Genomic DNA, 23994 nt, shown 5'->3' on the forward strand with positions numbered 1-23994 from the left:
CCTTCGACTACGCTCAGGATGACATACTAACTAACCATACCTTCATAAAATTGGAAGAATACTCTTCCAATTCTTTGTAAATCTCTATATTTGCTGCTTAAAATCGAATTATTAAATTCCCCAATAAAAATAATCAACATGGAAAGAGATCAATCCATTTTCAATCTAATTGCCGACGAGCTTAAACGCCAAGAAGAGGGTATTGAGCTAATCGCTTCGGAGAACTTCGTAAGCAAACAAGTGATGGAAGCTGCTGGTTCTGTACTGACCAATAAATATGCGGAAGGATTACCGGGAAAACGTTATTACGGTGGTTGTGAAGTTGTCGATCAAATCGAAACGATCGCTATCGACCGTGCTAAGGAATTGTTCGGTGCGGAGTGGGTGAATGTTCAACCACACTCAGGAGCGCAGGCCAATGCTGCGGTTTTCTTAGCGATCTTAAAACCTGGCGATAAGATTTTAGGTTTTGATCTTTCTCATGGTGGCCACTTAACACATGGTTCTCCAGCAAACTTCTCCGGAAAATTATACCAACCGTTATTCTATGGTGTAAAACAAGATACCGGATTGATCGATTACGAACAATTGGAAGAAACAGCTTTACGTGAGAAACCAAAAGTGATCATTGTAGGAGCTTCAGCGTATTCACGTGATTGGGATTATGCTCGTATCCGTAAAGTAGCCGATCAGATCGGTGCTTTGGTGGTTGCAGATATCTCTCACCCAGCTGGATTGATCGCTCGTGGATTATTGAATGATCCGATCCCTCATTGTCACATCGTAACAACCACTACCCACAAAACTTTACGTGGTCCTCGTGGTGGTATGATCATGGTAGGAAAAGATTTCGAAAACCCATGGGGAATCAAAACTCCAAAAGGAGAGACTCGTACCATTACACAATTATTAGATCTTGCGGTATTCCCAGGTACACAAGGTGGTCCTTTGGAACATACGATTGCTGCGAAAGCGATCGCTTATGGCGAGGCATTGTCTGATGAGTATTTAACCTACATCAAACAAGTTCAGAAAAATGCACAAGCATTGGCTCAGTACTTTGTAGATAAAGACTATAACATTATTTCAGGAGGAACAGACAACCACTTGATGTTGGTAGACTTAAGAAATAAGGATATTTCTGGTAAAGAAGCGGAAGCTGTTCTAGGATTGGCGGGCATTACGACCAACAAAAACATGGTTCCATTTGATACCCGTTCTCCATTTGTTACATCAGGCGTTCGTTTCGGAACGGCTGCGATCACCACTCGTGGGATCAAGGAAAACGAAATTGTACAGATCGGTGAATTGATCGATGAAGCGATTACAAAGCGTGCTGATGAGGCTGCATTAAATGCAATCCACGGAAAAGTGAGAGAGATGATGGCTAAGTTTCCTTTATATAAATAGATAAATCTTAAAAATTTAAAATATTAATAGCTCCAAAGATAATTTGGAGCTATTTTTGTTACTAGTAATTACTGTGAAGAAATGTTAAAATAGCAACCTAATTTTTGAATACCCGATATTTTTAACTCTCTTTGATTATATAAATTTTAATAAAACGCCTATAGGAACACGATTACGCTACAACTAAAATATTACAAAGACATAGAAATACTCTATCAAGATTTGTGGAGGAATAATTATGAAACTATTGAATAAGAAGAGTGAACAGCAATTGGTACAAGCGTACGTAAAAGGCGAGGAGAAGGCCCTTCAGGTATTACTGGAGCGTTATAAGACGAAGATCTATTCGTCGATCTATCACCAGGTGAAAGATCAATACCTTGCCGAAGATATTTTCCAAGAGACATTCATTAAAGTAATCAACACACTTAAAGCTGGCCGTTATAATGACGAGGGCAAATTCCTGCCATGGGTAATGCGTATTGCGCATAATATGGTGATAGACCATTTCCGTCGGGAGAAAAGAACCCCTAACATTGTGAACAATGATGGGTTTGATATTTTCGAGGTCCTTCAATTTTCAGACGATTCGGTAGAAACCAAAATGGTAAAGGATCAGCGGGACGTTGATTTGAAAAAGATCATCCAACTTTTACCAGACGATCAGAAAGAAGTGCTTATCATGCGTTTGTTCTGTGAAATGAGTTTTAAGGATATCGCCGATATCACCGAGGTCAGTATCAATACCGCTTTAGGAAGGATGCGTTATGCATTGACCAATCTTCGTAAAATGATCGAAGAGAATAATATGGTATTTCAATTTGGATAGAACTAAGTAATCGAAATAGGGGATGAGGCTGTCTAAAAAGGTCTCTTAAAAGAGAACCCCGTCATTAAAAAATGGCGGGGTTTTTCTGTTTTTTGTCCTCAAGATTTTGTATCTTAAGGTGCAACCAAAAAACAATATGGCAAACATACAATTCAAAGCGCTTCCATCCAATAGTCCTCTTCTTTTTCCTGAGAATATTTTAGACCGTATCCCCTTGAACCATCCTGTTCGGTTGGTGAGCCAGGTTGTTGACCAGTTGGATCTGGAACATATCATCCGTCAGTATAAAGGAGGGGGAACGACCAGTTTCCATCCCAGGATGCTCATTAAGGTACTGTTCTACGCGTATCTGAGCAATATCTATTCTTGCCGCAAGATCGAGCGCGCCCTGCACGAGAACATCCATTTCATGTGGCTTTCGGGCAACAGTACACCGGATTACCGTACGATCAATTATTTCAGGGGAAAGCGTCTTAAGGGACAGATACAGGAGCTGTTTGCCAGTATCGTTCGGATGCTGCATGATATGGAGTATGTCAGCCTGAAAGTCCAGTATGTAGATGGTACCAAGATCGAATCGGCCGCCGGTCGTTATACCTTCGTTTGGAAGAAATCGATCGAGAAGAACAAGATAAAGCTGGAGGCGAACATCGCTTCGGTCCTTTCGGATATCGATGCACAGATCAGCCGGGACCAATCTTCATTAGGGGATCAGCAGGTCAGCAAGGCCATCGATAGTGCCCAGCTGAGGGAAAAGATCAAATCGATCAATGCCAAGCTCAAAGGAGTGGATAGATCCACCGATAGGCAGCTGAGGAAGCTTGAAGACGACTATCTGCCCCGACTGGAGAAATATGAGGAGCAACTGGAAGTACTGGGAGATCGCAATAGTTATAGCAAGACCGATACCGATGCCGTGTTTATGCGGATGAAAGAGGACCACATGAAAAATGGCCAGCTTAAACCGGCCTACAATACCCAGATCAGCACCGAAGAGCAGTTCATCACCCATTATAGCATCCATCAAACGGCCGCAGATACCACAACCCTGCCCGAACACCTGGAAGGCTTTGAGTCCCATTACGGAAAACAGAGTGAATCCATCGTCGCAGATGCCGGATATGGTAGCGAGCAGAACTACGAGCTGATGGAAGGACAGGGTATAACCGCTTTTGTGAAGTACAATTACTTCCATATGGAACAGAAGCGCAAGGATAAACAGGATCCTTTTTCGGTACAGAACCTATATTACAACCAGCAGGAGGACTTTTATGTGTGTCCGGCAGGACAGAAGCTCAGCTTTATCGGTCATGCAACCAGAGTCAGTGCCAACGGATACACTGCCCAGGTCAGCTGTTACCAGGCTCGGCGATGTGAGGGCTGCCCGATGCGCAGTGGGTGCCATAAAGCTAAAGGCGATCGGCTCATTGAAGTGAACCACAGGCTCAATCAGCTCAAGGATAAAGCCCGGGAAAGACTGCTATCGGAAGAGGGAATGTACCATCGGAGCAAGCGACCCATAGAAGTGGAAGCTGTTTTCGGTCAGATGAAAAGCAACAACAGGTTTACCCGGTTCACAATGAAAGGACTGGATAAAGTCGCTGTGGAGTTCGGATTGATGGCCATTGCCCATAACCTCAGAAAATGGGCAAAAAAGTGGAAAGACAAAGCTTTTATCGGTAAACCAGGTGGCAAAAACTCCCTATTTGCGATAAATCAAGCCATCAACATGCTGAAAAGTACAAAACATCGACTTGCAGCCTAATATTGCTCATGAAATTATAATGGAGCTCCAGAAAGCTATAAAACAGAAGAAGGTGCCTTTTTAGACACCTTCATTTTTTTATGCCCTAAATCCGTAATTTCCATGTCAATTTGTCTAAAATTGCCAATTTATGCATCAAAAATGTCGGATATTTTTATTTATTTGGGGGAATTAAGATTTGGAATCAGATTTGTTAAAGGTAATTAAACAAGAAAAAAAATATTAAAGATATGTATTGGATAATTTTTATTGGAATTATGTTGGTGAGCTGGATAGTCCAGTGGCGCTTTAAAAGTAAATTTAAGAAATACTCGGAAATGCCTTTATCATCGGGCATGTCCGGTGCAGAGATTGCACAAAAAATGTTGCGTGATAATGGGATCAGTGATGTACAGGTGATTTCGGTAGAAGGACAATTGACGGACCATTACAACCCAGCGAACAGAACGGTGAATTTGAGCCCGGATGTATATGCCGGTCGCAGTGTCGCTGCTGCGGCGGTTGCAGCGCACGAATGTGGACACGCTGTGCAGCATGCAACAGCCTATTCTTGGTTGCAGTTCCGCTCGTCCATGGTTCCTATGGTGAGTGTGGCTTCTAAGATCGTGTCTTGGGTGTTGCTCTTAGGTGTGATCATGGCGGCTTCAGGAAATTTTTATGTATTGGCCATTGGTGTGGGTGCTCTGTTCCTAACGACGGTGTTCAGTTTTATTACCCTTCCGGTAGAGTTTGATGCATCCAATAGAGCATTGGCCTGGTTGAATACGGCAAACATTACCCATAGTACGGAAGAGCACGATGGTGCAAAAGATGCCTTAAAATGGGCGGCAATGACTTATGTGGTAGCAGCATTATCCGCATTGGTTACGTTGTTGTACTATGCTTCCATTTTATTCGGCGGAAGAAGAGACTAATAAAAAATCAAAGATATACACAAGGGGCTGTCTCCTATGTTTGTGTCAAGCAAATGTAGGAGACATTTTTTGTTTTATAGATTTGCTGTATTTAGTGAAAAGAGGGAGAGCCTAGGGCTGTCTTAGTAGCTTTTTTAGCATACTGATTTTTAGAGATGGCCTTCCTCTTTTTCGCTTCCTAAGACAGAACAGAATGTAAGGCGGAATTACAGTCCAGCTTGAATATCCATAAGGAGACAAGTCCAAGGGAAGTTTCACTATTGATTTTTCAGTTTCACATCAAAAAATTAACATGAAAACACTCAAGCAGGTCGTTGGCATTGACGTCGGTAGTAAGGAACTGGTCGTATGCTTTGGCAAGATCTTTTCCAATCTGGATAAAAAGCTGTGCCAATATGGTAATTTCCGAAACTCGGATAAAGGTTTGATAAAGCTTTACGAATGGGTACAGACCCATACCTGTGAGGATAGTCCTCTTCATTTTGTCATGGAGGCTACAGGCGTTTATCACGAAAAGCTAGCCTATTTTCTGGAAAGCAAGGGGTGCAATATCAGTATTGTCCTGCCAAACAAGATCAGCAACTATTTCCGTACCTTAGAGATCAAGACGATAACGGATAGTACCTGCTCGGAAGCTATCACCTTATTTGGCCTAGAGCGCAACCTGGAGTTGTGGCGCAAGCCAGACCCCACCTATAAGCGTTTGAAGCAGCTGACCCGGGAGAGAGACCAATTGGTACAGGAACGTACTGCTGTCAAGAACCAGCTACATGCAGAACAGGCAGAGGCAGAACCCAATGAAAACTCTATAGGACGGATAAAGGAACGCATAGCAGTACTGCAAAGACAGGAAAAGGAAATAATGACCGAGTTAAAGCTCATTGTTAAGGAGAGTTCCTTACTCAAAAAACAAACAGATAACCTGACCACAATCCCTGGAATTGGACTGCTGACAGCAGTAACAGTATTGGCAGAAACGAATGGATTTGAGATGATCCGAAATAAAAAGCAACTGGTAAGCTATGCCGGCCTGGACATAAAGGAAAAACAGTCCGGAACATCGATCCAGAGCAAACCTACCATATCCAAACGGGGCAACAGATACCTGAGAAAATCCCTTCATTTACCTGCATTGGCCGCCATAAGGCATGATGAACATTATTCTAATACATTTACAAGGCTTGTTTCAAGAAATGGCATCAAAATGAAAGCAGCAGTAGCTGTGCAAAGGAAACTTCTAGAGCTGATGTTTATAATTTATAAAAACGAACAGCGGTATGATCCACAATACCATCTCCAAAAGTATCAGAACGAAAAAGTAGATACAAATTAGGGCGGCCAAAAACGGCTACCCTAAACAGGCTGGCAATAGACCGCCTAAAACCCGAAATTACAAAAAAAAGATAAAATTGACTTGTATATTAACACAGAATCTAAAAAGGTCTCTTAAAAATAAACAGGATCCTTTTTCGGTACAGAACCTATATTACAACCAGCAGGAGGACTTTTATGTGTGTCCGGCAGGACAGAAGCTCAGCTTTATCGGTCATGCAACCAGAGTCAGTGCCAACGGATACACTGCCCAGGTCAGCTGTTACCAGGCTCGGCGATGTGAGGGCTGCCCGATGCGCAGTGGGTGCCATAAAGCTAAAGGCGATCGGCTCATTGAAGTGAACCACAGGCTCAATAAGCTCAAGGATAAAGCCCGGGAAAGACTGCTGTCGGAAGAGGGAATGTACCATCGGAGCAAGCGACCCATAGAAGTGGAAGCTGTATTTGGTCAGATGAAAAGCAACAACAGGTTTACCCGGTTCACAATGAAAGGACTGGATAAAGTCGCTGTGGAATTCGGTTTGATGGCCATTGCCCATAACCTCAGAAAATGGGCAAAAAAGTGGAAAGACAAAGCTTTTATCGGTAAACCAGGTGGCAAAAACTCCCTATTTGCGATAAATCAAGCCATCAACATGCTGAAAAGTACAAAACATCGACTTGCAGCCTAATATTGCTCATGAAATTATAATGGAGCTCCAGAAAGCTATAAAACAGAAGAAGGTGCCTTTTTAGACACCTTCTTTTTTATTTATTAAGAAAATATTTCATTTATTTGGGAATTTTTACCTATTTTGAGGCCTAACCTAATGAAGAACTTAGATATTGAAAGATATCATTTAATGCTATGGAATTTGATTTTAAAGAAGTTTCAGGCAATTCACTGGGAGAATTATTTTCAGTGAATACCTGGAATTGTGCGATTTTAAAAGTCGTGATGATTTTTGAGCACGGAGGGAAAATAGATATTCATGGAGAAGAGATTGAGTTTAAGCCCTACAGTTTGGTATTTATACCCAAAGATATACAGCTAAGGGCGGTAGCGGGAGAACCCAGGCCGTTTTTTCTCCTTTATTTTTCAGAATCTTTTTTTGACCGAATGGTCATGGATTTTCAACCCCTACAACAATCACATATTTTCAGCGGTGAAAATCTTTTTTACCGGACGGTCATCATTCCGGAAAAATATAGTGGCTATAATGAATTCATGGCTTTCCATATGGAACTGGCGAAACAACACAGCAATGAACTTATTTATAAGGAATTTGGCTTGACCCTGATCAAGCAGGTCCTGTTGACCGGAAATATTTATTTGGACGATTTTGTAGTGGTGGAAAGGAAAGGTCGGAGGGAAGAGATCGAATTGTCGAATAAGTTCCGTTGCCTGATCAGTAAGCACGTGCATCAGGAGAAAAAAATACCTTTCTATACAGAACAGTTGGGTGTAAGCCAAAGAAAGCTGACTTCTGTAACCAAGAAAGTGTTCGGCAAGACTCCGAAAGAACTCATCAGCATCGGTATGCTGAAAATAAGTAAACACCTTTTAGTCAATAGTACCAAAAGTATAAAAGAAATCGCTAGAGAGCTTCAATATGAAGATGAGAACAATTTCAGTGCTTGTTTTTCAAAACTCTGCGGCGAGAGCCCAAAAACATACCGAAAAAGGTGGTCAAAAGAAGTCCAGTAAAAAGTAGATTTTCGCTAATTAACAAGTAATTATTAACTTTGTGGTTTAGCAAGAATTTTCAAGAGATTATAAGATGTTTTCAAATCTACAGGATAAATTAGACAGAGCCTTTAAAGTATTAAAAGGGCAGGGGAATATTACGGAAATCAACGTCGCTGAGACGATGAAGGAAATTCGCAAGGCATTGTTGGATGCCGATGTGAATTACAAAACAGCCAAGACCTTTACTGATGATGTAAAACAAAAAGCCTTAGGGCAGAATGTACTGACCAGTATTTCGCCAGGTCAATTATTGACCAAGATCATGAACGACGAATTAACGGAGTTGATGGGTGGAACGGTTACTGAATTGGAAATTGGCAAAAACCCAACTGTAATTTTGATCGCTGGTTTGAACGGTGCCGGTAAAACGACCTTCTCGGGTAAGTTGGCCAATTTCTTGAAAGCATCTAAAGGTAAAAAACCATTATTGGTAGCAGGCGACGTTTACCGTCCGGCTGCGATTGACCAATTGGAAGTTTTGGGTTCGCAGGTAGGTGTTCCGGTTTATACCGATAGAACGTCTACTGATCCTATTGCCATTGCCGTTGCGGGTGTGGAAGAAGCCAAAAGAAACGGAAACAATGTAGTCATTATCGATACAGCTGGTCGTTTGGCCATCGATGAACCATTGATGCAGGAGATTACCGCGGTGAAAGAAGCGACCAAGCCTCAAGAGATCTTGTTCGTGGTGGATTCCATGACTGGACAGGATGCCGTGAATACCGCGAAAACCTTCAACGACCGTCTGGATTTTACCGGGGTCGTATTGACCAAATTAGATGGTGATACCCGTGGTGGTGCTGCTCTTTCCATTAAATCGGTGGTAAACAAACCGATCAAGTTTATTGGTACCGGCGAGAAGATGGAGGCATTGGATGTCTTTCACCCTGATCGTATGGCATCCCGTATTTTGGGTATGGGTGACGTGGTATCCTTGGTTGAGCGTGCGCAACAGCAATTTGACGAAAAACAAGCGGCGGAGCTACAGAAGAAAATCCGCAAAAATAAATTCGATTTCAACGATTTCAAATCCCAGATCCAACAGATCAAGAAAATGGGTAATATGAAGGATTTGATGGGTATGATTCCAGGAGTTGGAAAGGCCATCAAAGATGTGGAGATCGATGATAACGCGTTCAAGCCTATTGAAGCGATCATTGATTCCATGACCCCATTTGAGCGTGAGAACCCGGATGCGATCGATCAACGTCGTAGAAATCGTATTGCAAAAGGTTCAGGTACCAATCTGGATGAAGTGAACAAGTTGATGAAGCAATTTTCGGATATGCGTAAGGTCATGAAGCAGATGTCCAATCCAGGAATGGCTGCGAAAATGATGCGTAATATGCCTAAAATGCCTGGTAAACCTTTTTAATAGTAGAAGGGAAGCATTGAATTAATTGTTAATTTTGTAATATGGACGAACCCAGTCAGATATCAGAATACGGTAAGATACTTTTAATGGCTATCATTGGTATCTTATTGGTTGCTGGGACCATGTTATTAGCTAAATTCCTTTCTCCAAAAAATCCGAATCCCATCAAATTGAGCACCTATGAGTGCGGTGAAGAATCCAAGGGGACTTCCTGGGTACAATTTAATCCCAGGTTTTATGTCATTGCCTTGGTTTTTTTATTATTTGATGTGGAGCTGTTGTTTATATTTCCTTGGGCAACCGTTTTCGGGAATGCAGATTTTATTGCTGCTGATTCCCGTTGGGGTTGGTTCACCTTGATTGAAATGGGGATCTTCCTAGGTATCCTGGTTGTAGGCTTGATCTATGTTTGGAAAAGTGGGGATATCAGTTGGATAAAACCCACCAATCAGAAACCTACGGTTTCGGTCGGTATTCCACCTTCAGCCTATGATCAATTGAATGCAACAACCTATGCTGTCCGAGATTTTAAAGAGAAGGAAATAGAAGAGGTACTTGCCGAAAAGGCAGCTGCTCCGGTAAAATTGGGATTTAAGCCGAAATTTAAGAAACCAAATTCCGAATCATGAGCCTAGATCAACGTTTTCAGCAAAATAATGGGGTGATCATCGCCAAGATGGACGATCTGCTGAATTGGGCAAGGTTGTCATCGATGTGGCCAATTAGTTTTGGTATTGCCTGCTGTGCAATCGAGATGATGGGCGCCATGGCTGCCACTTACGATCTGGATCGATTAGGGGTATTCCCGAGGCCTTCCCCTAGGCAGTCGGATGTGATGATCATTGCTGGAACGGTGACTTTTAAGATGGCCGACCGGATCAAGAAATTATACGAACAGATGCCCGATCCGAAATATGTGATTTCGATGGGTTCCTGTTCCAACTGTGGTGGTCCTTATTGGCAACACGGTTATCATGTGGTAAAAGGAGTGGATAAGATCATTCCGGTGGATGTGTATGTGCAGGGATGTCCTCCTAGGCCAGAAGCATTGATCGGAGCGTTCCTGGAATTACAGAAAATAATAGAAAAACAGTCTTTACTGCAGGGGGATATATTTCCCACAACAGTAGAGCAATAGCATACAATATGGCAAAAGATTTTTATGGTGACCTTCGATTAGGGATCCTAGGCGGTGGTCAATTGGGCAGGATGTTGATCCAAGAAGCTATCAATTATAATGTGAATATCCATGTGTTGGATCCTGATCCGAATGCGCCCTGCAAGAAACTATGTAATCAGTTTGAAGTAGGGTCACTATCGGATTATGATACCGTTTATAATTTCGGTAAGGATCTGGATATGATCACGATTGAAATTGAGAAGGTAAATGTGGATGCACTGGAGGCTTTGGAGGAAGAGGGTGTTATTGTGTACCCACAATCCCGCGTGATTCGGTTGATTCAGGATAAAGGGTTGCAAAAGCAATTCTTTAAACAGAATGATATTCCAACTTCAGCTTTTCAGTTTGTTTCCAACAGGGAAGGGCTAGGTAATTGCCATATTCAACTGCCCTATATCCAAAAAATGAGAAAAGATGGATACGATGGTAAAGGGGTTAAAAAAATAGCAACGGAGGCTGATTTTGAGCATGCTTTTGATGAACCGAGCATCGTAGAGGAACTGGTGAATTTTGAGAAAGAGATAGCGGTTATTGTAGCCAGAAACGATCGTGGGGAAATGAGTACTTTTCCGATGGTGGAAATGGAATTCAATCCGCAGGCAAATCTGGTGGAGTTCTTGATTGCACCGTCTACCTATTCCTTCGATATCCAATCAAAAGCAGAAAGTATTGCCAAGAAGATTGCAAATGATCTTCAGATCGTGGGTTTGTTGGCCGTAGAGATGTTCCTAACAGCAGATGGGGATATTTTGGTGAATGAATTGGCTCCAAGGCCGCATAACAGTGGTCATCAGACCATTGAAGGCAATTATACTTCGCAATTCGGGCAGCATCTACGTGCGATTTTCAATCTTCCATTAGGAAATACGGAATCACGTAGCAATGCGATCATGATCAATCTGTTGGGTGAGGATGGGTATGAAGGACTGGCGAGATACGAGGGTCTGGAAGAGGCATTGGCCATGGATGGTGTATATGTGCATTTGTATGGTAAGAAATATACCAAACCATTCCGTAAAATGGGTCATGTTACGATCGTGAATCCAGATCGATCCTTAGCGATTGAGAATGCTCGAAAAATACAATCTTTAATTAAAGTTATAGCATAAAACAGAATATAGTAAGATGGAAAATCCAAAAGTAAGTGTCATCATGGGAAGTAAATCGGATCTTCCGGTTATGCAGGATGCTATTGAAGTTTTAAAATATTTAGGTGTTGAATGTGAAGTGACCATCGTTTCGGCACACCGTACGCCAAAGCGTATGTTCGATTTTGCAGAACAGGCTGCTGGGAGAGGGATTAAAGTGATTATTGCTGGAGCTGGGGGTGCTGCGCACCTGCCAGGGATGGTGGCTTCGATTACGACCTTGCCGGTGATAGGTGTTCCTGTGAAGTCGTCTAATTCTATTGATGGATGGGATTCGGTGTTGTCTATTCTGCAGATGCCTAATGGGATTCCGGTGGCTACGGTAGCTTTAAATGCAGCAAAGAATGCTGGAATTTTGGCCGCGCAGATATTGGCTACGGCAGATGATAAGTTGGTCGCTGCGGTGCAGGGGTTTAAAGATGAGTTGAGGGAGAAGGTGGAAGAGACCGCGGAAGAAGTGGAGAGATTAAGGTTTTAGGTGCTGGGGGGGTTGCGTCATTGCGAATCTCTGCGTCATTGCGAGGAGTTACGACGAAGCAATCTTTGGACTTTGTCCTCCTGAGAGTAGTCTTTGTCTTCCTGATTGTAGTTTTTGTCATCCTGAGCGAAGTCGAAGGATCTGTACGTATACAACCGAACAGATGCTTCGACTTCGCTCAGCATGACATGCGGGAAGATTGCTTTGTTCCTTGCAATGACGGGCTCCTCGCAATGACGGGTGTAAAGATTGCTTCGTTCCTCGCAATGACGAAAGGAATGCAATTCCGCCTAATCCTTATTTAAAATTCTTCTGCATATAATCAAAGCTTTTCTTAATACTCGCATATTTATCCGCAGAATAAATCTCATCCTGCTCCACATACGCATATTTCAATCCACTTTCATTCGCAAAAGTAGCCATATTAATATAATTAATACTTCCGGTACCTACCTCCGTATACTTAGTCGTTCGAGTTATCTCATCCAAATTGATCGTATCCCTTTTTCCAGTCTTCGGATCCAACTTATTCTGATCCAAAGGAACAGAATTCGCTCTATCCATATCCTTGATATGCCACTGACTGAACCTACCTGGATATTTATCAAAATACGTCTGCGGGCTTTCTCCCGCCTTATTGATCCAAAACAAATCCAGCTCAAAACTCACCAGATCAGGTTCTGTAAATGCCAATAGAATATCCAATCCCTTCGTTCCATTTCCAAATTCCTTAAATTCCCAGAAATGGTTATGGTATCCCATTTTAATCCCAGCCTTCTTCGACATTTCCCCAGCCTTGTTCAATTGTTCCGCCATATATTGATAACTGGCCACATCCAATTGGTTCAACTTATGCATAGGAGGAACGGGAACTACAATGAATTCCTGGCCTAGATTATGGGCAACTTCAATATATTTCTCCAAGTTTTCCTTATCCGTAATATCCTTGTCCAAATATTTCTGAAGATCATAATGACCGGAATGTGTCTTCAAGTCATTATCGTTCAGGAATTTTTTGAGCTGATCCGTACTGATGCCCCAGTGGTTCCCATTACTTGGATCTGCCCCAAAAGTTTCTACATGTTTATACCCGATCTTGGCGATATTTTTCAACGTTTCTTCGGGGTTCTGTGCGAGCAGATCCCTAACAGTGAACAATTGTAATCCGATATTGTGGAGTGGCGAATCAGAGCCTGGTTTTGCGTTATCACAGGATAAAAATTGGGGTGCAATTAATCCACCTGCGATACCTAAGCCTGCTAGCCTAAGGAAGTTTCTTCTTGATTGTAACATAGTGTTTTTAATCTGTTAATTGAATATAGCCAAAATATTTAGAAATAGTAACGAAAAAAAAAGGATTCTAAGTATAGAATCCTTTCATATGTGTTCGAAATTTGATCTGACTTATACCGTCATGATATCTTTTTCTTTCAATTCAGCTAATTGATCAACTTTAGCGATATATGCATCCGTTAATTTTTGAACTTCAGCTTCACCAGTTTTGATCTCATCTTCCGATGCACCATCGTTCTTCAATTTCTTGATTGCTTCGTTCGCATCCTTACGGATATTACGGATAGAAACACGACCTTTTTCTGTTTCTTCTTTTGCTTTTTTCACTAGATCGCGACGGCGTTCCTCAGTCAAAGGAGGTACAGCCAATCGGATGATTGAACCATCGTTCTGTGGGTTCAAACCAATATTAGAATCCATGATTGCTTTTTCGATCACAGATAACATGGGTTTTTCCCAAGGTTGGATCACGATTGTTCTTGCATCAGGTGTATTTACATTGGCTACCTGCGCCAAAGGCGTAGAAGTACCATAGTAATCCACATAAATTCCATCAAGCATACCTGGGCTTGCTTTTCCCGCACGGATCTTCGTTAATTCAGTCTCCGTATGAGCAACAGCCTTTGTCATGCTTTCTTTGCATTCGTCCAGTTGAAGTGATATAAATTCGTTCATATCTTGATTGTATATTATCGTTATTATTCAGTTAACTAACTACGGTTCCAACATGTTCGCCATTGGCCAATTTCAATAGGTTTCCTGGTTTGTTCATGTCGAAAACAATGATAGGTAGGTTGTTTTCTTGGCATAGGGTAAATGCCGTCATATCCATTACGTTCAGCCCTTTTTCATATACATCCGTGAAAGAGATATGATCGAATTTCTTCGCATTAGGATCTTTTTCTGGATCGGCAGTATAGATACCATCTACACGTGTTCCTTTCAATACGGCATCGGCATTGATTTCGATAGCACGTAAAGAAGCAGCGGTATCCGTTGTGAAATAAGGGTTACCGGTTCCGGCACCAAAGATCACGATACGACCTTTTTCCAAGTGGCGAACAGCGCGTCTGCGGATAAAAGGTTCGCAGATCTGTTCCATTTTGATGGCGGTCAATAAGCGGGTTTTCATACCTGCTTTTTCCAATGCGTCCTGTAAAGCCATGGAGTTGATCACGGTGGCCAACATACCCATATAATCCGCTTGTACACGGTCCATTCCAGCTTTTTCAGCACTCAATCCACGGTAGATATTTCCACCGCCAATTACGATTGCGATTTCCATGCCTAAAGCATGAAGTTCCTGAATGTCGTTTGCGTATTGTTGAACACGATTAATGTCAATTCCGTAGCTTTGTTCACCCATCAAAGCTTCACCACTGAGTTTAAGGAGGATACGTTTGTATTTCATATTTGATTTTTGGAATATTTCCAAAAGCCAAAGATATGACTTTTTGCTTTCGATTAGTTAGATTTATTCTCTTTTTTTACCTTTTCGATCACCTCTTCATAAAATTTCTCATATCGTGGAACGATTTTGCTGAGTTCAAATTCCTTCGCTCGGGTCAATGCATTCTCCTTAAATTGGTTCAGCACCTCGCAATCTTTCAAGATATGGATGGCATTTTTTGCCATATCATCCACATCGCCCACATCGCTCAGGTATCCGCTGAATCCTTGCACGTTCAGTTCTGGAAGACCTCCTGTATTGGAGGAAATCACAGGCACTTTACAAGCCATGGCTTCAAGGGCAGCAAGACCGAAACTCTCTGATCCTGATGGCATAATGAACAGATCGGCAATGGAAAGGATCTCCTCGATGGCATCCTGCTTTCCTAAGAAACGGATACAGTCGGTTATGCCCAATTCGCGAGCCTGCTCTTCGGCATTTCGACGCTCCGGACCATCCCCAACCATTAAGAGTTTACTTGGAACTTCCTGGATGATTTTATGGAAGATCTTGACTACATCGTCTACCCGTTTTACCTTACGGAAGTTGGAGGTGTGAACAATGATCCGTTCATGGTTAGGCGCGATAGCCTTTTTGAAGTGCTCATGGTTTTTATTGTGGAATCTATGAAGATCAATAAAATTAGGGATGACTTCAATATGATTGCTGATATCGAAATAGCTTAGGGTCTGTTCTTTAAGGCTATCGGAAACTGTGGTAACCCCATCGGATTTGTTGATCGAGAAGGTGACTACCGGGCTAAAACTTTTGTCCTTACCCACTAGGGTAATGTCTGTTCCGTGTAAGGTGGTGACTACTGGGATGTTGATGCCGTAGGTTGCTAGGATCTGTTTGGCCAAAAAGGCTACAGAGGCATGTGGGATGGCATAGTGCACATGTAAAAGGTCTAAATTTTCAAATCGGACCACATCCACCAGCTTACTGGCCAGTGCGGTTTCGTAAGGAGGGAAATCAAATAAAGGGTATTGGTTGATCGCCACTTCATGGTAATATAAGTTTTCGGAGAAGAAATCCAATCGTGCAGGTTGGGAATAGGTGATGAAATGTACCTGATGTCCGTTGTTAGCCAATGCTTTACCGAGTTCAGTTGCCACTACACCGCTTCCCCCAAAGGTCGGATAGCATACGATTCCTATTTTCATACGTTTATGTTTGTTGGTTTAAAGATAAGGATGCTTTATTAATTGTAGTGCAAAATTTTTATCAGTTTAATATTTATGCTAATTTTATTACAAATGAACTATAATCCAGAAGCGTTATTGAATGAATTGTCCTTTAGAACTTCCAGATCTGGTGGTAAAGGGGGGCAGAATGTGAACAAAGTTTCCTCCAAGGTTACTTTGATATGGAATGTTACGGAGTCTAAGGTTTTTGATGAGGAGAAGAAGGGAATTATTCTGGAGAAATTGGCGAATAGGATCAATAAGGATGGGGAGCTGTTGATGGATTCTTCGGAGGATAGGAGCCAGTTGAGGAATAAGGATATTGTGGTTGAAAGGTTTTTGAAGGTGATGGAAGAGGCGGTGAAGGTGGAGAAAAAAAGAATTAAGACCAAGATTCCGAAGAGTGTGGTGTTGGAAAGGTTGGATCGGAAAAAGAAGCAAGGTGCTAAGAAATCGGACCGGAACTGGCGGTATAATCCGTAGGATTGTGGAGTAGGGATTGTGGGGTAGGGGGTGATTGGTGTAGGGGTGTCGTCATTGCGAGGAGGCACGACGAAGCAATCTTTGGACTTTTTTGTCATCCTGAGCGGTCCATGTCATCCTGAGCGGAGTCGAAGGATCTCTACGGGTACCAAATTTAGATGCTTCGACTACGCTCAGCATGACATGCGGAAAGATTGCTTCGTACCTCGCAATGACGTGGGAGTAATTCTTCGCAATGACGCTGAAAAAATAATCCTCTATAAATCAACTAATTAAACAAAATTTACAAATAAAAACTAAAAAATTAGTTGATAAACTAAAAACTTAGTTATACCTTAGTACTATAATCGATTATAGGCAATATTGTCTTTTTTAATAAACACAAGTATGGACGAATTAAAAGAACTTACTAAAGCCGAGGAGCAGATCATGCACGTGCTATGGGAATTTGAAGGTGGATTTGTAAAAGATGTCATCGACCAATTACCCGCTCCAAAGCCAGCATATAATACGGTATCAACCATCATCAGGATCCTCGAGACCAAGGGTTTTGTGGGCCATGAATCCTTTGGGAAAAGCCATCGGTATTTCCCATTGATTCAAAAAGAAGAGTATAAGAAGTTAATTACAGGAAAACTCCTGCAGGGATATTTTGAAAACTCCGCCAGTAGCATGTTGTCTTTTTTCTTGGAAGATAAGAAGCTGGATGTTCAAGAGTTGGATGATATCCTAAAACTGATTCAAAAACATAAGTCATAAACCTTATTTGATTGCCATGAACTATATTTTGCTTGTCAATATTTCCCTGGTATTATTTTATCTATTATATAGATACGGTTTAAAAAGGTTGACCTTTTTGAAATGGAATAGATTCTATATCCTATTGGGATTGATTTCTTCCATGCTGATGCCCATTGGATTATATATTTCCTATGAGGTCCCACAGGCAATGGTCATCCAAATACCTGAACTAATTATCCAGGCCGGAATAGAAAATGTAGATACTGCAGCATCACCTTTACAGGAAGAAAAGCAGGAGTGGAGCATTTCACAGATCGCTATGATCATCTACGGCTTAGGCAACGTATTAGGCATAGGAAGATTGGTCTATCAATTTTTTCTAGTCAACCGACGAATCGCCAATCCAGCAGAAAATGAGAGTTTCTCCTTTTTTGGAACCATCAGTATGGGCGAAAAGGTAAAGGATAACAGCTTGATGAACAAACATGAAGAGATCCATGTTAAACAGGGTCATTCCTATGACCTCATGCTGATGGATATCATCTGTATCCTAAATTGGTTCAACCCTGTTGTTTATCTATTCCGGAAGGAGATGAAACTGCTACATGAATATTTGGTGGATAGCAATTTTGGCGATTCCAAAGTAAAATATGCAGAGCTTTTGTTGGCTTATGCCTTGAACACGAATCAGTATGCGTTGAGTTATGAGTTTTCCAATAAATCATTACTAAAAGAAAGAATTACCATGTTATTTAAAGAAAAAACGAAGAAAAACAGAATAATGATCTATTTCAGTGTATTACCGATTTTAGCGTTACTAATGGGTTTAACACAAGGCTTTAAGACATTAGATCAAGAAGAAGTTATTCAGCCCTTATTGGAAAAAACCGTGATGGAATCAAGCCAGGTTGGAAGGAATGAAGTTGAGGCAAATGAAGTTGGGTCAACCAAATTGGTTGCAAATGCACAAGTACTAACTGAGCAGGAATCCAATAAGGAATCATCTATTCCAATAGAAACAGGATCTATCAATCAGGCACAAGAAAAAGCTGCTTTAGACACCATAAAGCCTCAAAATAAAAAAGTGGTGGCTTTTGATCAAGTGGATTCACCTGCGGAATATCCTGGTGGACTAATGGCTTTTAGAAAAGAAGTACAGGAAAAAATTGTTTTTCCACAAAGCGCCATAGATGCTGGATTGAAAGGAACGGTACAAATTTCCTTTGTAATTGATGTTAATGGCAATTTGACTGATATCAAAGTGGACAAATCGTTATCACCGGATTTAGATCAAGCAGTTCTCAAAGCCTTAGAAAATACGCAAACTTGGATTCCTGCTAAGGCAAAAAATGAGAATGTACCAGTAAAATTTTCATTTCCTGTCAGAATGGATCTTTCTATTCAATAATGAAATTAAGGTTTCTTTACATCCTTTTTTTCATCCTCTTTGTTTCCTGTTCTGGGCCAAGGTTTATTAAAGAAGGGCATTTCTTTAATGATATCGACCGCTATTTCAACCCTAAGGAAGAAATCAATGTTTGGTTATATTATAATTTTAAACATCGAGAGCAGGGACAATCAGGATTACGCCTCCAATCACTTTATCCCACAGATGAGGAATTGTTGAATAAGGCCAATCTCTTGAAAAGAGGGAACCGTATTTTATTTAGTGTGGTGCCCGAGATTCAACCTTTTTATAATATGATCGCTGTACAGCATCGTCGGGCTCTAAAAAACTTAAAGCAGTTTGAAAGGCAGGAATATCAAGGCGTAACCTACTATCAAAGAGATATCGCTCACGAAAAGTTTAAGATTCGGGAAGTGTACATAGAAGTTCCGAATAAAGATCCTTTGAGTTTTTTAGGTTATGTAAGCCATGCGGAAGACAGAAAAAACCCTTTGGCTTTATTTGATTACTTGGCAAAGATTAATGCTTTTGCTCTAAACAAAGAAAAGGACTATAAAATGGCCTGGCGTAGCCAAGGGATTTCCGATAGCCGATCTACCGCAGTAAAAGCAACTATTCCATTGGAGCTTTTGAAAAAAGAGAAACAGCTTTTCCTAAAGGTATTTGAAAAGATAAATGATGACCAGGTCATTGCTTATTTTCAATTGTTGCAACATGGTGATCCTGCAGAAATAAGCTTAAAATTGGAGCCAGGAACCTATTTTCTCGAATACCTGGATAAGAACTTAGCGCTTCAGAAAAGGGATACAATTTCCCATTAATTTTTAAAACCCAAGAATATAGTTTAATCTAAGAATGTTGATTAATATTTAACTTTATTTGTATTTTTACAAAACCAAGTGAAAATCAATTATTATGAGATTACCAATTATTCTTTCCAGTTTTGCACTTTTTGTTGTAAGTCAACTTCTTTTCGTGAATTTATCGTTTTCTCAGGAAGTATTACCAGCAAAAACTGCTGAACAGGATACGGTATATGATAGCACCTCATTGGAGAATTTTGGAAGAGAGGGTGTTGTTGCTGCAGAACCGTTAAAAGGAATGACCAATTTTAGGAAAATGATTTTGAACAATTATCGATTGCCTGCTTCAGCTATTAGCAATGGGGTAAACGGCAAGGTAATCTGTTCATTTGTGATCACAAAGGAGGGAAAACTAACTGATGTTAAAATAGTTCAACAGTTAGGCCATGGAACAGGCGAAGAATTAAGGCGTGTAATAAGGAGTTCTTCGAAGAAATACCTCTGGAAGCCAGGAACAGTTGATGGTCAACCAAAATCCATTCGATACAATATACCATTTACCATATCTACTCATTAGGAACTTTATGGACAAATTAAAGTATTTGATATTCTCCTTGGTGACTTTGTTAGGTACAAGTGCTTATGCACAAGATAAAGCACCACAACTTTCTCGGAATGTAGACAAAATAGACCAAGTTCCTGAAGCAGAATTTGGCTTGAACGCTTTTCGCCATCAAGTGGCCAATCTCTTTGTACCTACTCAAGAAGCCATTAAAGCAAAGGCAAGTGGCACCTTGTTGGCTACTTTCGTTATCTCTAAAACTGGAGAACTGACCGATATCGAAATTGTAAAGGACATGGGCTACGGCATGGGGGAGGAATACAAACGTGTATTAAAGGAAATTGCGAAAAAAAGCAAATGGAAGCCAGGTGTGCATAATAATGAAAAAGTGGCAGTAAAATACGCACTTCCTTTACGATTTGCATTGTAAATTTCCGATTTGGCTAACTTATTTTCTCCCTGATTTGATCTCCCGGATTTCCTGCTGTAGGGACTCGATGCGGTCGATCAGGTTTTGGACCACCTCTATTCCCTGTACATTGATCTCCAGTTCATAATGCCATGTGGAAAATCTTTCCAAAACAATGATCTGTTCCTCTTCTATATATTCCTGTTCTTCTTGGTAAATAATCTCTATCAATCCATTGTTATGAAGTTCCTGGATGAAATCCTGTTCGATATTGTTGGATCGGCAGATATCGATTACCCTAAATAATGTCTTTTCCATAGTCTACTTCATTGAATCTGCTAATTGTTGAACAATTTTCTTTTGTTCCTCTGTTAAATTTTTGGGAAGTTTCACGTGGATTTCTGCATAGAGATCGCCATGTTCATCTTCCTTTTTATAGATCGGGAATCCTTTTCCCTTCAATCTGATCTTGCTGCCGTTCTGTGTTTCGGGCTTAATCTTCACGTTGATTTTTCCGCTAAGTGTTTCGACTAAGCTATCGCCGCCCAAAAGGGCAGTAGGTAGGTCGATGTCGATATGGGTATAGAGGTCATTCCCTTTGCGCTGGAATCTCGGATCTGGTTTAATATGGAACGTGATATATAGATCGCCTTTCGGTCCGCCGTTTACACCTTCTGCACCCTGACCTTTCAATCTGATCTTTTGGCCATCTTCCACTCCTGCAGGAATAGTGATACGGATGTTCTTTCCATTTACGGTAAAGGTTTGCTTGTGGGATTGGGACGCCTGAAGGAGGGTTAATTCCAAAGATGTCTCATAATCTTGTCCCCTGTAGCTTCCTCTTCTGCCCGAACTCCGACCTCCGGAAAAGCGGGAACCGAATAATTCTTCAAAAAAGTCGGAATATTCGCCGGTATCATAATTTCCGGAATAGTTGAAGTCAAAACCTTCAAAAGGATTTCCCCCTGCACCCTGTCGTGCTCCTTGTTGCTGACGGTACTGTTGCTGGGCTTTTTCATATTCTTCGCCATGCTTCCAATTTTCACCGTATTGATCGTATTTCTTTCGCTTCTCAGGATCGGTCAATACTTCATTGGCTTCATTGATCTCCTGGAATCTTTTTTTTGCATCTTCATCGTTTGGATTTAAATCGGGGTGGAATTTTCTTGCCAGCTTGCGGTAAGCTTTTTTGATGTCATCCTGGCTCGCCGATTTATCTAAACCGAGTACTTTATAATAGTCTAAAAACGCCATTTTATAATTTGATTTAAAAATAGAACAAGTGGAAGAGGGGTTTTGTTTATCCTCCCTCTACCCAAATGTACGACCTGAAATCGGGAAAGCAAAGATGATTATCCCAAAACAATGTGCGTTGCCAAGTGTTGATTAATAAAAAGAAATAAGATGAATACGAATAGACTTTCAAAGGCGATGGAATCGTCGCTAATCAAACAGATGACGAAGGAGAATCAGGCTTCACAGATTTACTTGGCATTAGGAATCTGGGCGGATACACAAGGATATGGTGGTGTTTCTAATTTTTTGTTCCGCCATGCACAAGAAGAACGTAATCACATGATCAAGATCATGATGTACATATTGGAAAGAGGAGGGACTCCGAAGGTGGAGGCTGTTGAGGCACCTAAGACAATGCCAAAGAGCATGACGGAATGCTTCAATATGGTGCTTCAACATGAAATAGATAATACCAATGCTATTTATAACCTGGTGAACCAATCGATGGATGAAAAGGATTGGGCGACATGGAATTTTGCACAGTGGTTTGTGAAGGAGCAGATTGAAGAAGAGAAATTAGCACTTCAGTTGATCGATAAACTGAAGATTGCAGGTGGAGATCGTGCCACCGATGAATCGTTGTTTGCGTTGGATAAATTCTTGGAAAGTGCACCGGATGAGGTGACATTGGCAAGGGAATCAACCGCGGATAATCCTGAATAAAGGAACTTCCGATGCCCACAGAAATTTGACCGTTTCTGTGGGCATTGGTTCATATAGCTCTTTTTTTGCTAACTTAAATTATTCTAGGATCCATTTTATTGCTTGGTTTAAGGTTTCTTGAGGATCTTGGGATTTTGTTAATATATCGGGAATGATTTGCCCTTTATAGACCTTTCCCAATCTGTCTTTTACTACCGCACTTGCTAAATTAAGCGCTCCACCATTAGATAGTGGAAAGAACTGATTAGCTGTTGTTAGTCCTGCTGTATTTTCACCAATCAACTTTACATTTGGCATACCTATAAAAGAAATAGCGGTCATCTCCCCACTACTTGCTGTTTTAATACTGGTAAGAACAGCAATTTTATTTACCTTAAATCTTTTAGGCGTAATTTTTAATGTTATTCTTCCAAATTTTCCAGCTGATGAATAGAGTGGTTGCTCCCCTTGATTTGTTTTAAATGTTATAATATTTCCATCTGCAATAAGCGCATTTAGACCAGCAATCATAGGATGCATATTTCCGCCCGAATTGGTTCTTAAATCAATGACCCATCCCTTTGGATTTTGTTGTTGTAGGGACAGAACAAGATCATTTAGGTGGTCGGCAAATGCTTGCTGACTTTCAGGAAAGGTAGACCCAAATCGAGGCACATTGACATAGGCAATTCTTTCATCGAGCATTTTTCCTGAGGGTAATTCAAGAGGAGACCTAGTTTTATTTTCTTCTATGGGTTTGCTGGTATATGCAATATATGCTTCCGGACTATAGTATTTGCTATGAAAATCCTTTGCCTTTCTCAAATGATTTAAATAGAAATTGGCAACTTGTTGTGCGCCATTTTCTAGTGTTAAACCTGCTAATGCTGCAGGTGTTTGGGCGATGATATCTTTCCAAATTAAGCTATCATTAACAATGCTCATTTGTTGGATCTTTGATTTGATTTCTTCACTAAATTCAAGGATTTCCTTAGCAGGTGGAGTATTAATCCAATCTGTTTTTACTTCATCTATAAATAGATTTCCAAGTCCACCCATATTAACAAAAAGAATCATAGATTTGACCTCTGGTTGAACCAAAATGGAGAAGTTAACATCTTGCCATTCACCTGATTTGGAAGGATCAACAACTATTCGGCTTCCCTCTCCTCCAATTCTTTTTTTATTCTCATCAAAAAACTGAATAAAAAAATTAGCCACTAGCTGCTTGCTATCCGTTTTTATTTTAGAGGAAACTTGAAGCTTTGTTAATTTACTGATTTCAATCGAAAAAATATTGGAAGCCATTAACTTGGCTTTTACTTCCTTTTTGTTAAAATGTAGGCTGTGTTTACCTTGATGTTTATCGGAAGTGGTAATTCTTAGGATATTATTTAAAGTATCTTGATTATTCAAATACCATCCTTGTGGTTTTCCATCCGTATTAAAACTTTCAAAATTACCATTTATGATTTGGGCGTGGGAGATACTTAGACCAAAAAGAAATAGTATGATAATTTTAAGGAGTTTGATAATAATATGAGCTATCATGTCACTTGAGAT

25 protein-coding genes and 1 pseudogene are annotated in these 23994 nt (G+C 40.8%); 19 read left to right on the forward strand and 7 right to left on the reverse strand.

The window, feature by feature from the left end; all coding sequences use genetic code 11:
* The first annotated feature begins 138 nt into the window (after positions 1 to 138).
* The 12 genes and pseudogenes from glyA to purE all read left to right on the forward strand — a co-directional run bounded on the left by glyA (position 139) and on the right by purE (position 12160).
* Positions 139 to 1410, forward strand: a complete 1272-nt coding sequence (gene glyA / locus E3D81_RS08980; protein ID WP_099365938.1) for a serine hydroxymethyltransferase — start codon at positions 139 to 141, stop codon at positions 1408 to 1410.
* 238 nt (positions 1411 to 1648) lie between these two features.
* Entirely contained in the window at positions 1649 to 2239 is a 591-nt protein-coding gene (locus tag E3D81_RS08985; protein ID WP_134777196.1) for an RNA polymerase sigma factor, read from the forward strand.
* 136 nt (positions 2240 to 2375) lie between these two features.
* Positions 2376 to 3896, forward strand: a pseudogene (locus E3D81_RS08990) (IS1182 family transposase); the annotation flags it as partial.
* 338 nt (positions 3897 to 4234) lie between these two features.
* On the forward strand, positions 4235 to 4918 hold the full coding sequence (locus E3D81_RS08995) for a zinc metallopeptidase (protein WP_134777197.1): 684 nt from the start codon (positions 4235 to 4237) through the stop codon (positions 4916 to 4918).
* A gap of 292 nt (positions 4919 to 5210) precedes the next feature.
* Positions 5211 to 6251, forward strand: a complete 1041-nt coding sequence (locus E3D81_RS09000; protein WP_003010395.1) for an IS110 family transposase — start codon at positions 5211 to 5213, stop codon at positions 6249 to 6251.
* Positions 6252 to 6327: 76 nt separating this feature from the next.
* Positions 6328 to 6921 carry a transposase gene (locus E3D81_RS09005; protein WP_167554266.1) on the forward strand — a complete coding sequence of 198 codons (594 nt, stop codon included), beginning with the start codon at positions 6328 to 6330 and terminating at the stop codon, positions 6919 to 6921.
* Positions 6922 to 7097: 176 nt separating this feature from the next.
* Positions 7098 to 7937, forward strand: a complete 840-nt coding sequence (locus E3D81_RS09010) for an AraC family transcriptional regulator (RefSeq protein ID WP_134777199.1) — start codon at positions 7098 to 7100, stop codon at positions 7935 to 7937.
* A gap of 73 nt (positions 7938 to 8010) precedes the next feature.
* Positions 8011 to 9354 carry a signal recognition particle protein gene (gene ffh, locus E3D81_RS09015; protein ID WP_134777200.1) on the forward strand — a complete coding sequence of 448 codons (1344 nt, stop codon included), beginning with the start codon at positions 8011 to 8013 and terminating at the stop codon, positions 9352 to 9354.
* A gap of 41 nt (positions 9355 to 9395) precedes the next feature.
* Complete coding sequence (locus E3D81_RS09020) at positions 9396 to 9983, forward strand: NADH-quinone oxidoreductase subunit A (protein ID WP_134777201.1); 588 nt, start codon at positions 9396 to 9398, stop codon at positions 9981 to 9983.
* Positions 9980 to 10492, forward strand: a complete 513-nt coding sequence (locus tag E3D81_RS09025) for an NADH-quinone oxidoreductase subunit B (RefSeq protein WP_134777202.1) — start codon at positions 9980 to 9982, stop codon at positions 10490 to 10492. The genes E3D81_RS09020 and E3D81_RS09025 overlap by 4 nt, the downstream gene beginning before the upstream one ends.
* Before the next feature lie 8 nt (positions 10493 to 10500).
* The gene (locus E3D81_RS09030) at positions 10501 to 11643 is read left to right on the forward strand and encodes a 5-(carboxyamino)imidazole ribonucleotide synthase (protein WP_134777203.1); all 1143 of its coding nucleotides are present in this window, start codon (positions 10501 to 10503) and stop codon (positions 11641 to 11643) included.
* Between the two features lie 16 nt (positions 11644 to 11659).
* Positions 11660 to 12160 carry a 5-(carboxyamino)imidazole ribonucleotide mutase gene (gene purE / locus E3D81_RS09035; protein ID WP_134777204.1) on the forward strand — a complete coding sequence of 167 codons (501 nt, stop codon included), beginning with the start codon at positions 11660 to 11662 and terminating at the stop codon, positions 12158 to 12160.
* A 297-nt stretch (positions 12161 to 12457) separates the two neighbouring features.
* Here the strand turns inward: purE and E3D81_RS09040 are convergent, their stop codons facing one another.
* The 4 genes from E3D81_RS09040 to bshA all read right to left on the reverse strand — a co-directional run bounded on the left by E3D81_RS09040 (position 12458) and on the right by bshA (position 16066).
* A complete protein-coding gene (locus E3D81_RS09040) occupies positions 12458 to 13453 on the reverse strand; it encodes a sugar phosphate isomerase/epimerase family protein (protein WP_134777205.1) in 996 nt (331 codons plus the stop codon).
* 111 nt (positions 13454 to 13564) lie between these two features.
* On the reverse strand, positions 13565 to 14128 hold the full coding sequence (frr, locus tag E3D81_RS09045) for a ribosome recycling factor (protein WP_099365927.1): 564 nt from the start codon (positions 14126 to 14128) through the stop codon (positions 13565 to 13567).
* A gap of 31 nt (positions 14129 to 14159) precedes the next feature.
* Entirely contained in the window at positions 14160 to 14864 is a 705-nt protein-coding gene (gene pyrH / locus E3D81_RS09050; RefSeq protein WP_134777206.1) for a UMP kinase, read from the reverse strand.
* A 53-nt stretch (positions 14865 to 14917) separates the two neighbouring features.
* Positions 14918 to 16066, reverse strand: coding sequence for an N-acetyl-alpha-D-glucosaminyl L-malate synthase BshA (gene bshA, locus E3D81_RS09055; RefSeq protein WP_099365925.1), 1149 nt, complete (start codon positions 16064 to 16066; stop codon positions 14918 to 14920).
* Between the two features lie 75 nt (positions 16067 to 16141).
* Between bshA and arfB the strand changes: the two genes are divergently transcribed.
* The 6 genes from arfB (at position 16142) to E3D81_RS09085 (ending at position 20514) form a co-directional block, all read left to right on the forward strand.
* Positions 16142 to 16570 carry an alternative ribosome rescue aminoacyl-tRNA hydrolase ArfB gene (gene arfB, locus E3D81_RS09060; RefSeq protein ID WP_245153179.1) on the forward strand — a complete coding sequence of 143 codons (429 nt, stop codon included), beginning with the start codon at positions 16142 to 16144 and terminating at the stop codon, positions 16568 to 16570.
* Positions 16571 to 16957: 387 nt separating this feature from the next.
* Positions 16958 to 17329 carry a BlaI/MecI/CopY family transcriptional regulator gene (locus E3D81_RS09065; protein ID WP_099365923.1) on the forward strand — a complete coding sequence of 124 codons (372 nt, stop codon included), beginning with the start codon at positions 16958 to 16960 and terminating at the stop codon, positions 17327 to 17329.
* 16 nt (positions 17330 to 17345) lie between these two features.
* Positions 17346 to 18719 (forward strand): M56 family metallopeptidase, encoded by a 1374-nt coding sequence (locus tag E3D81_RS09070; protein ID WP_134777208.1) that lies wholly within the window; start codon positions 17346 to 17348, stop codon positions 18717 to 18719.
* Complete coding sequence (locus E3D81_RS09075; RefSeq protein WP_134777209.1) at positions 18719 to 19540, forward strand: hypothetical protein; 822 nt, start codon at positions 18719 to 18721, stop codon at positions 19538 to 19540. Before E3D81_RS09070 ends, E3D81_RS09075 begins: the two co-directional genes overlap by 1 nt.
* Positions 19541 to 19634: 94 nt before the next feature.
* Positions 19635 to 20099: an energy transducer TonB gene (locus E3D81_RS09080; protein ID WP_134777210.1), complete on the forward strand. Its 465-nt coding sequence runs from the start codon at positions 19635 to 19637 to the stop codon at positions 20097 to 20099.
* Positions 20100 to 20106: 7 nt separating this feature from the next.
* On the forward strand, positions 20107 to 20514 hold the full coding sequence (locus tag E3D81_RS09085) for an energy transducer TonB (RefSeq protein ID WP_167554267.1): 408 nt from the start codon (positions 20107 to 20109) through the stop codon (positions 20512 to 20514).
* 18 nt (positions 20515 to 20532) lie between these two features.
* On the opposite strand, the gene E3D81_RS09090 is transcribed toward E3D81_RS09085, so the two are convergent.
* The gene (locus E3D81_RS09090) at positions 20533 to 20811 is read right to left on the reverse strand and encodes a chaperone modulator CbpM (protein WP_134777212.1); all 279 of its coding nucleotides are present in this window, start codon (positions 20809 to 20811) and stop codon (positions 20533 to 20535) included.
* Between the two features lie 3 nt (positions 20812 to 20814).
* Positions 20815 to 21747: a DnaJ C-terminal domain-containing protein gene (locus E3D81_RS09095; RefSeq protein ID WP_099365917.1), complete on the reverse strand. Its 933-nt coding sequence runs from the start codon at positions 21745 to 21747 to the stop codon at positions 20815 to 20817.
* A 150-nt stretch (positions 21748 to 21897) separates the two neighbouring features.
* Between E3D81_RS09095 and E3D81_RS09100 the strand changes: the two genes are divergently transcribed.
* A complete protein-coding gene (locus E3D81_RS09100; RefSeq protein ID WP_099365916.1) occupies positions 21898 to 22452 on the forward strand; it encodes a ferritin in 555 nt (184 codons plus the stop codon).
* A gap of 78 nt (positions 22453 to 22530) precedes the next feature.
* On the opposite strand, the gene E3D81_RS09105 is transcribed toward E3D81_RS09100, so the two are convergent.
* Entirely contained in the window at positions 22531 to 23982 is a 1452-nt protein-coding gene (locus E3D81_RS09105) for a S41 family peptidase (protein WP_134777213.1), read from the reverse strand.
* Positions 23983 to 23994: the final 12 nt, after the last annotated feature.

Origin of the sequence: Sphingobacterium sp. CZ-2, assembly GCF_004526235.1 — a bacterium.
GTDB lineage: Bacteria > Bacteroidota > Bacteroidia > Sphingobacteriales > Sphingobacteriaceae > Sphingobacterium > Sphingobacterium tenebrionis.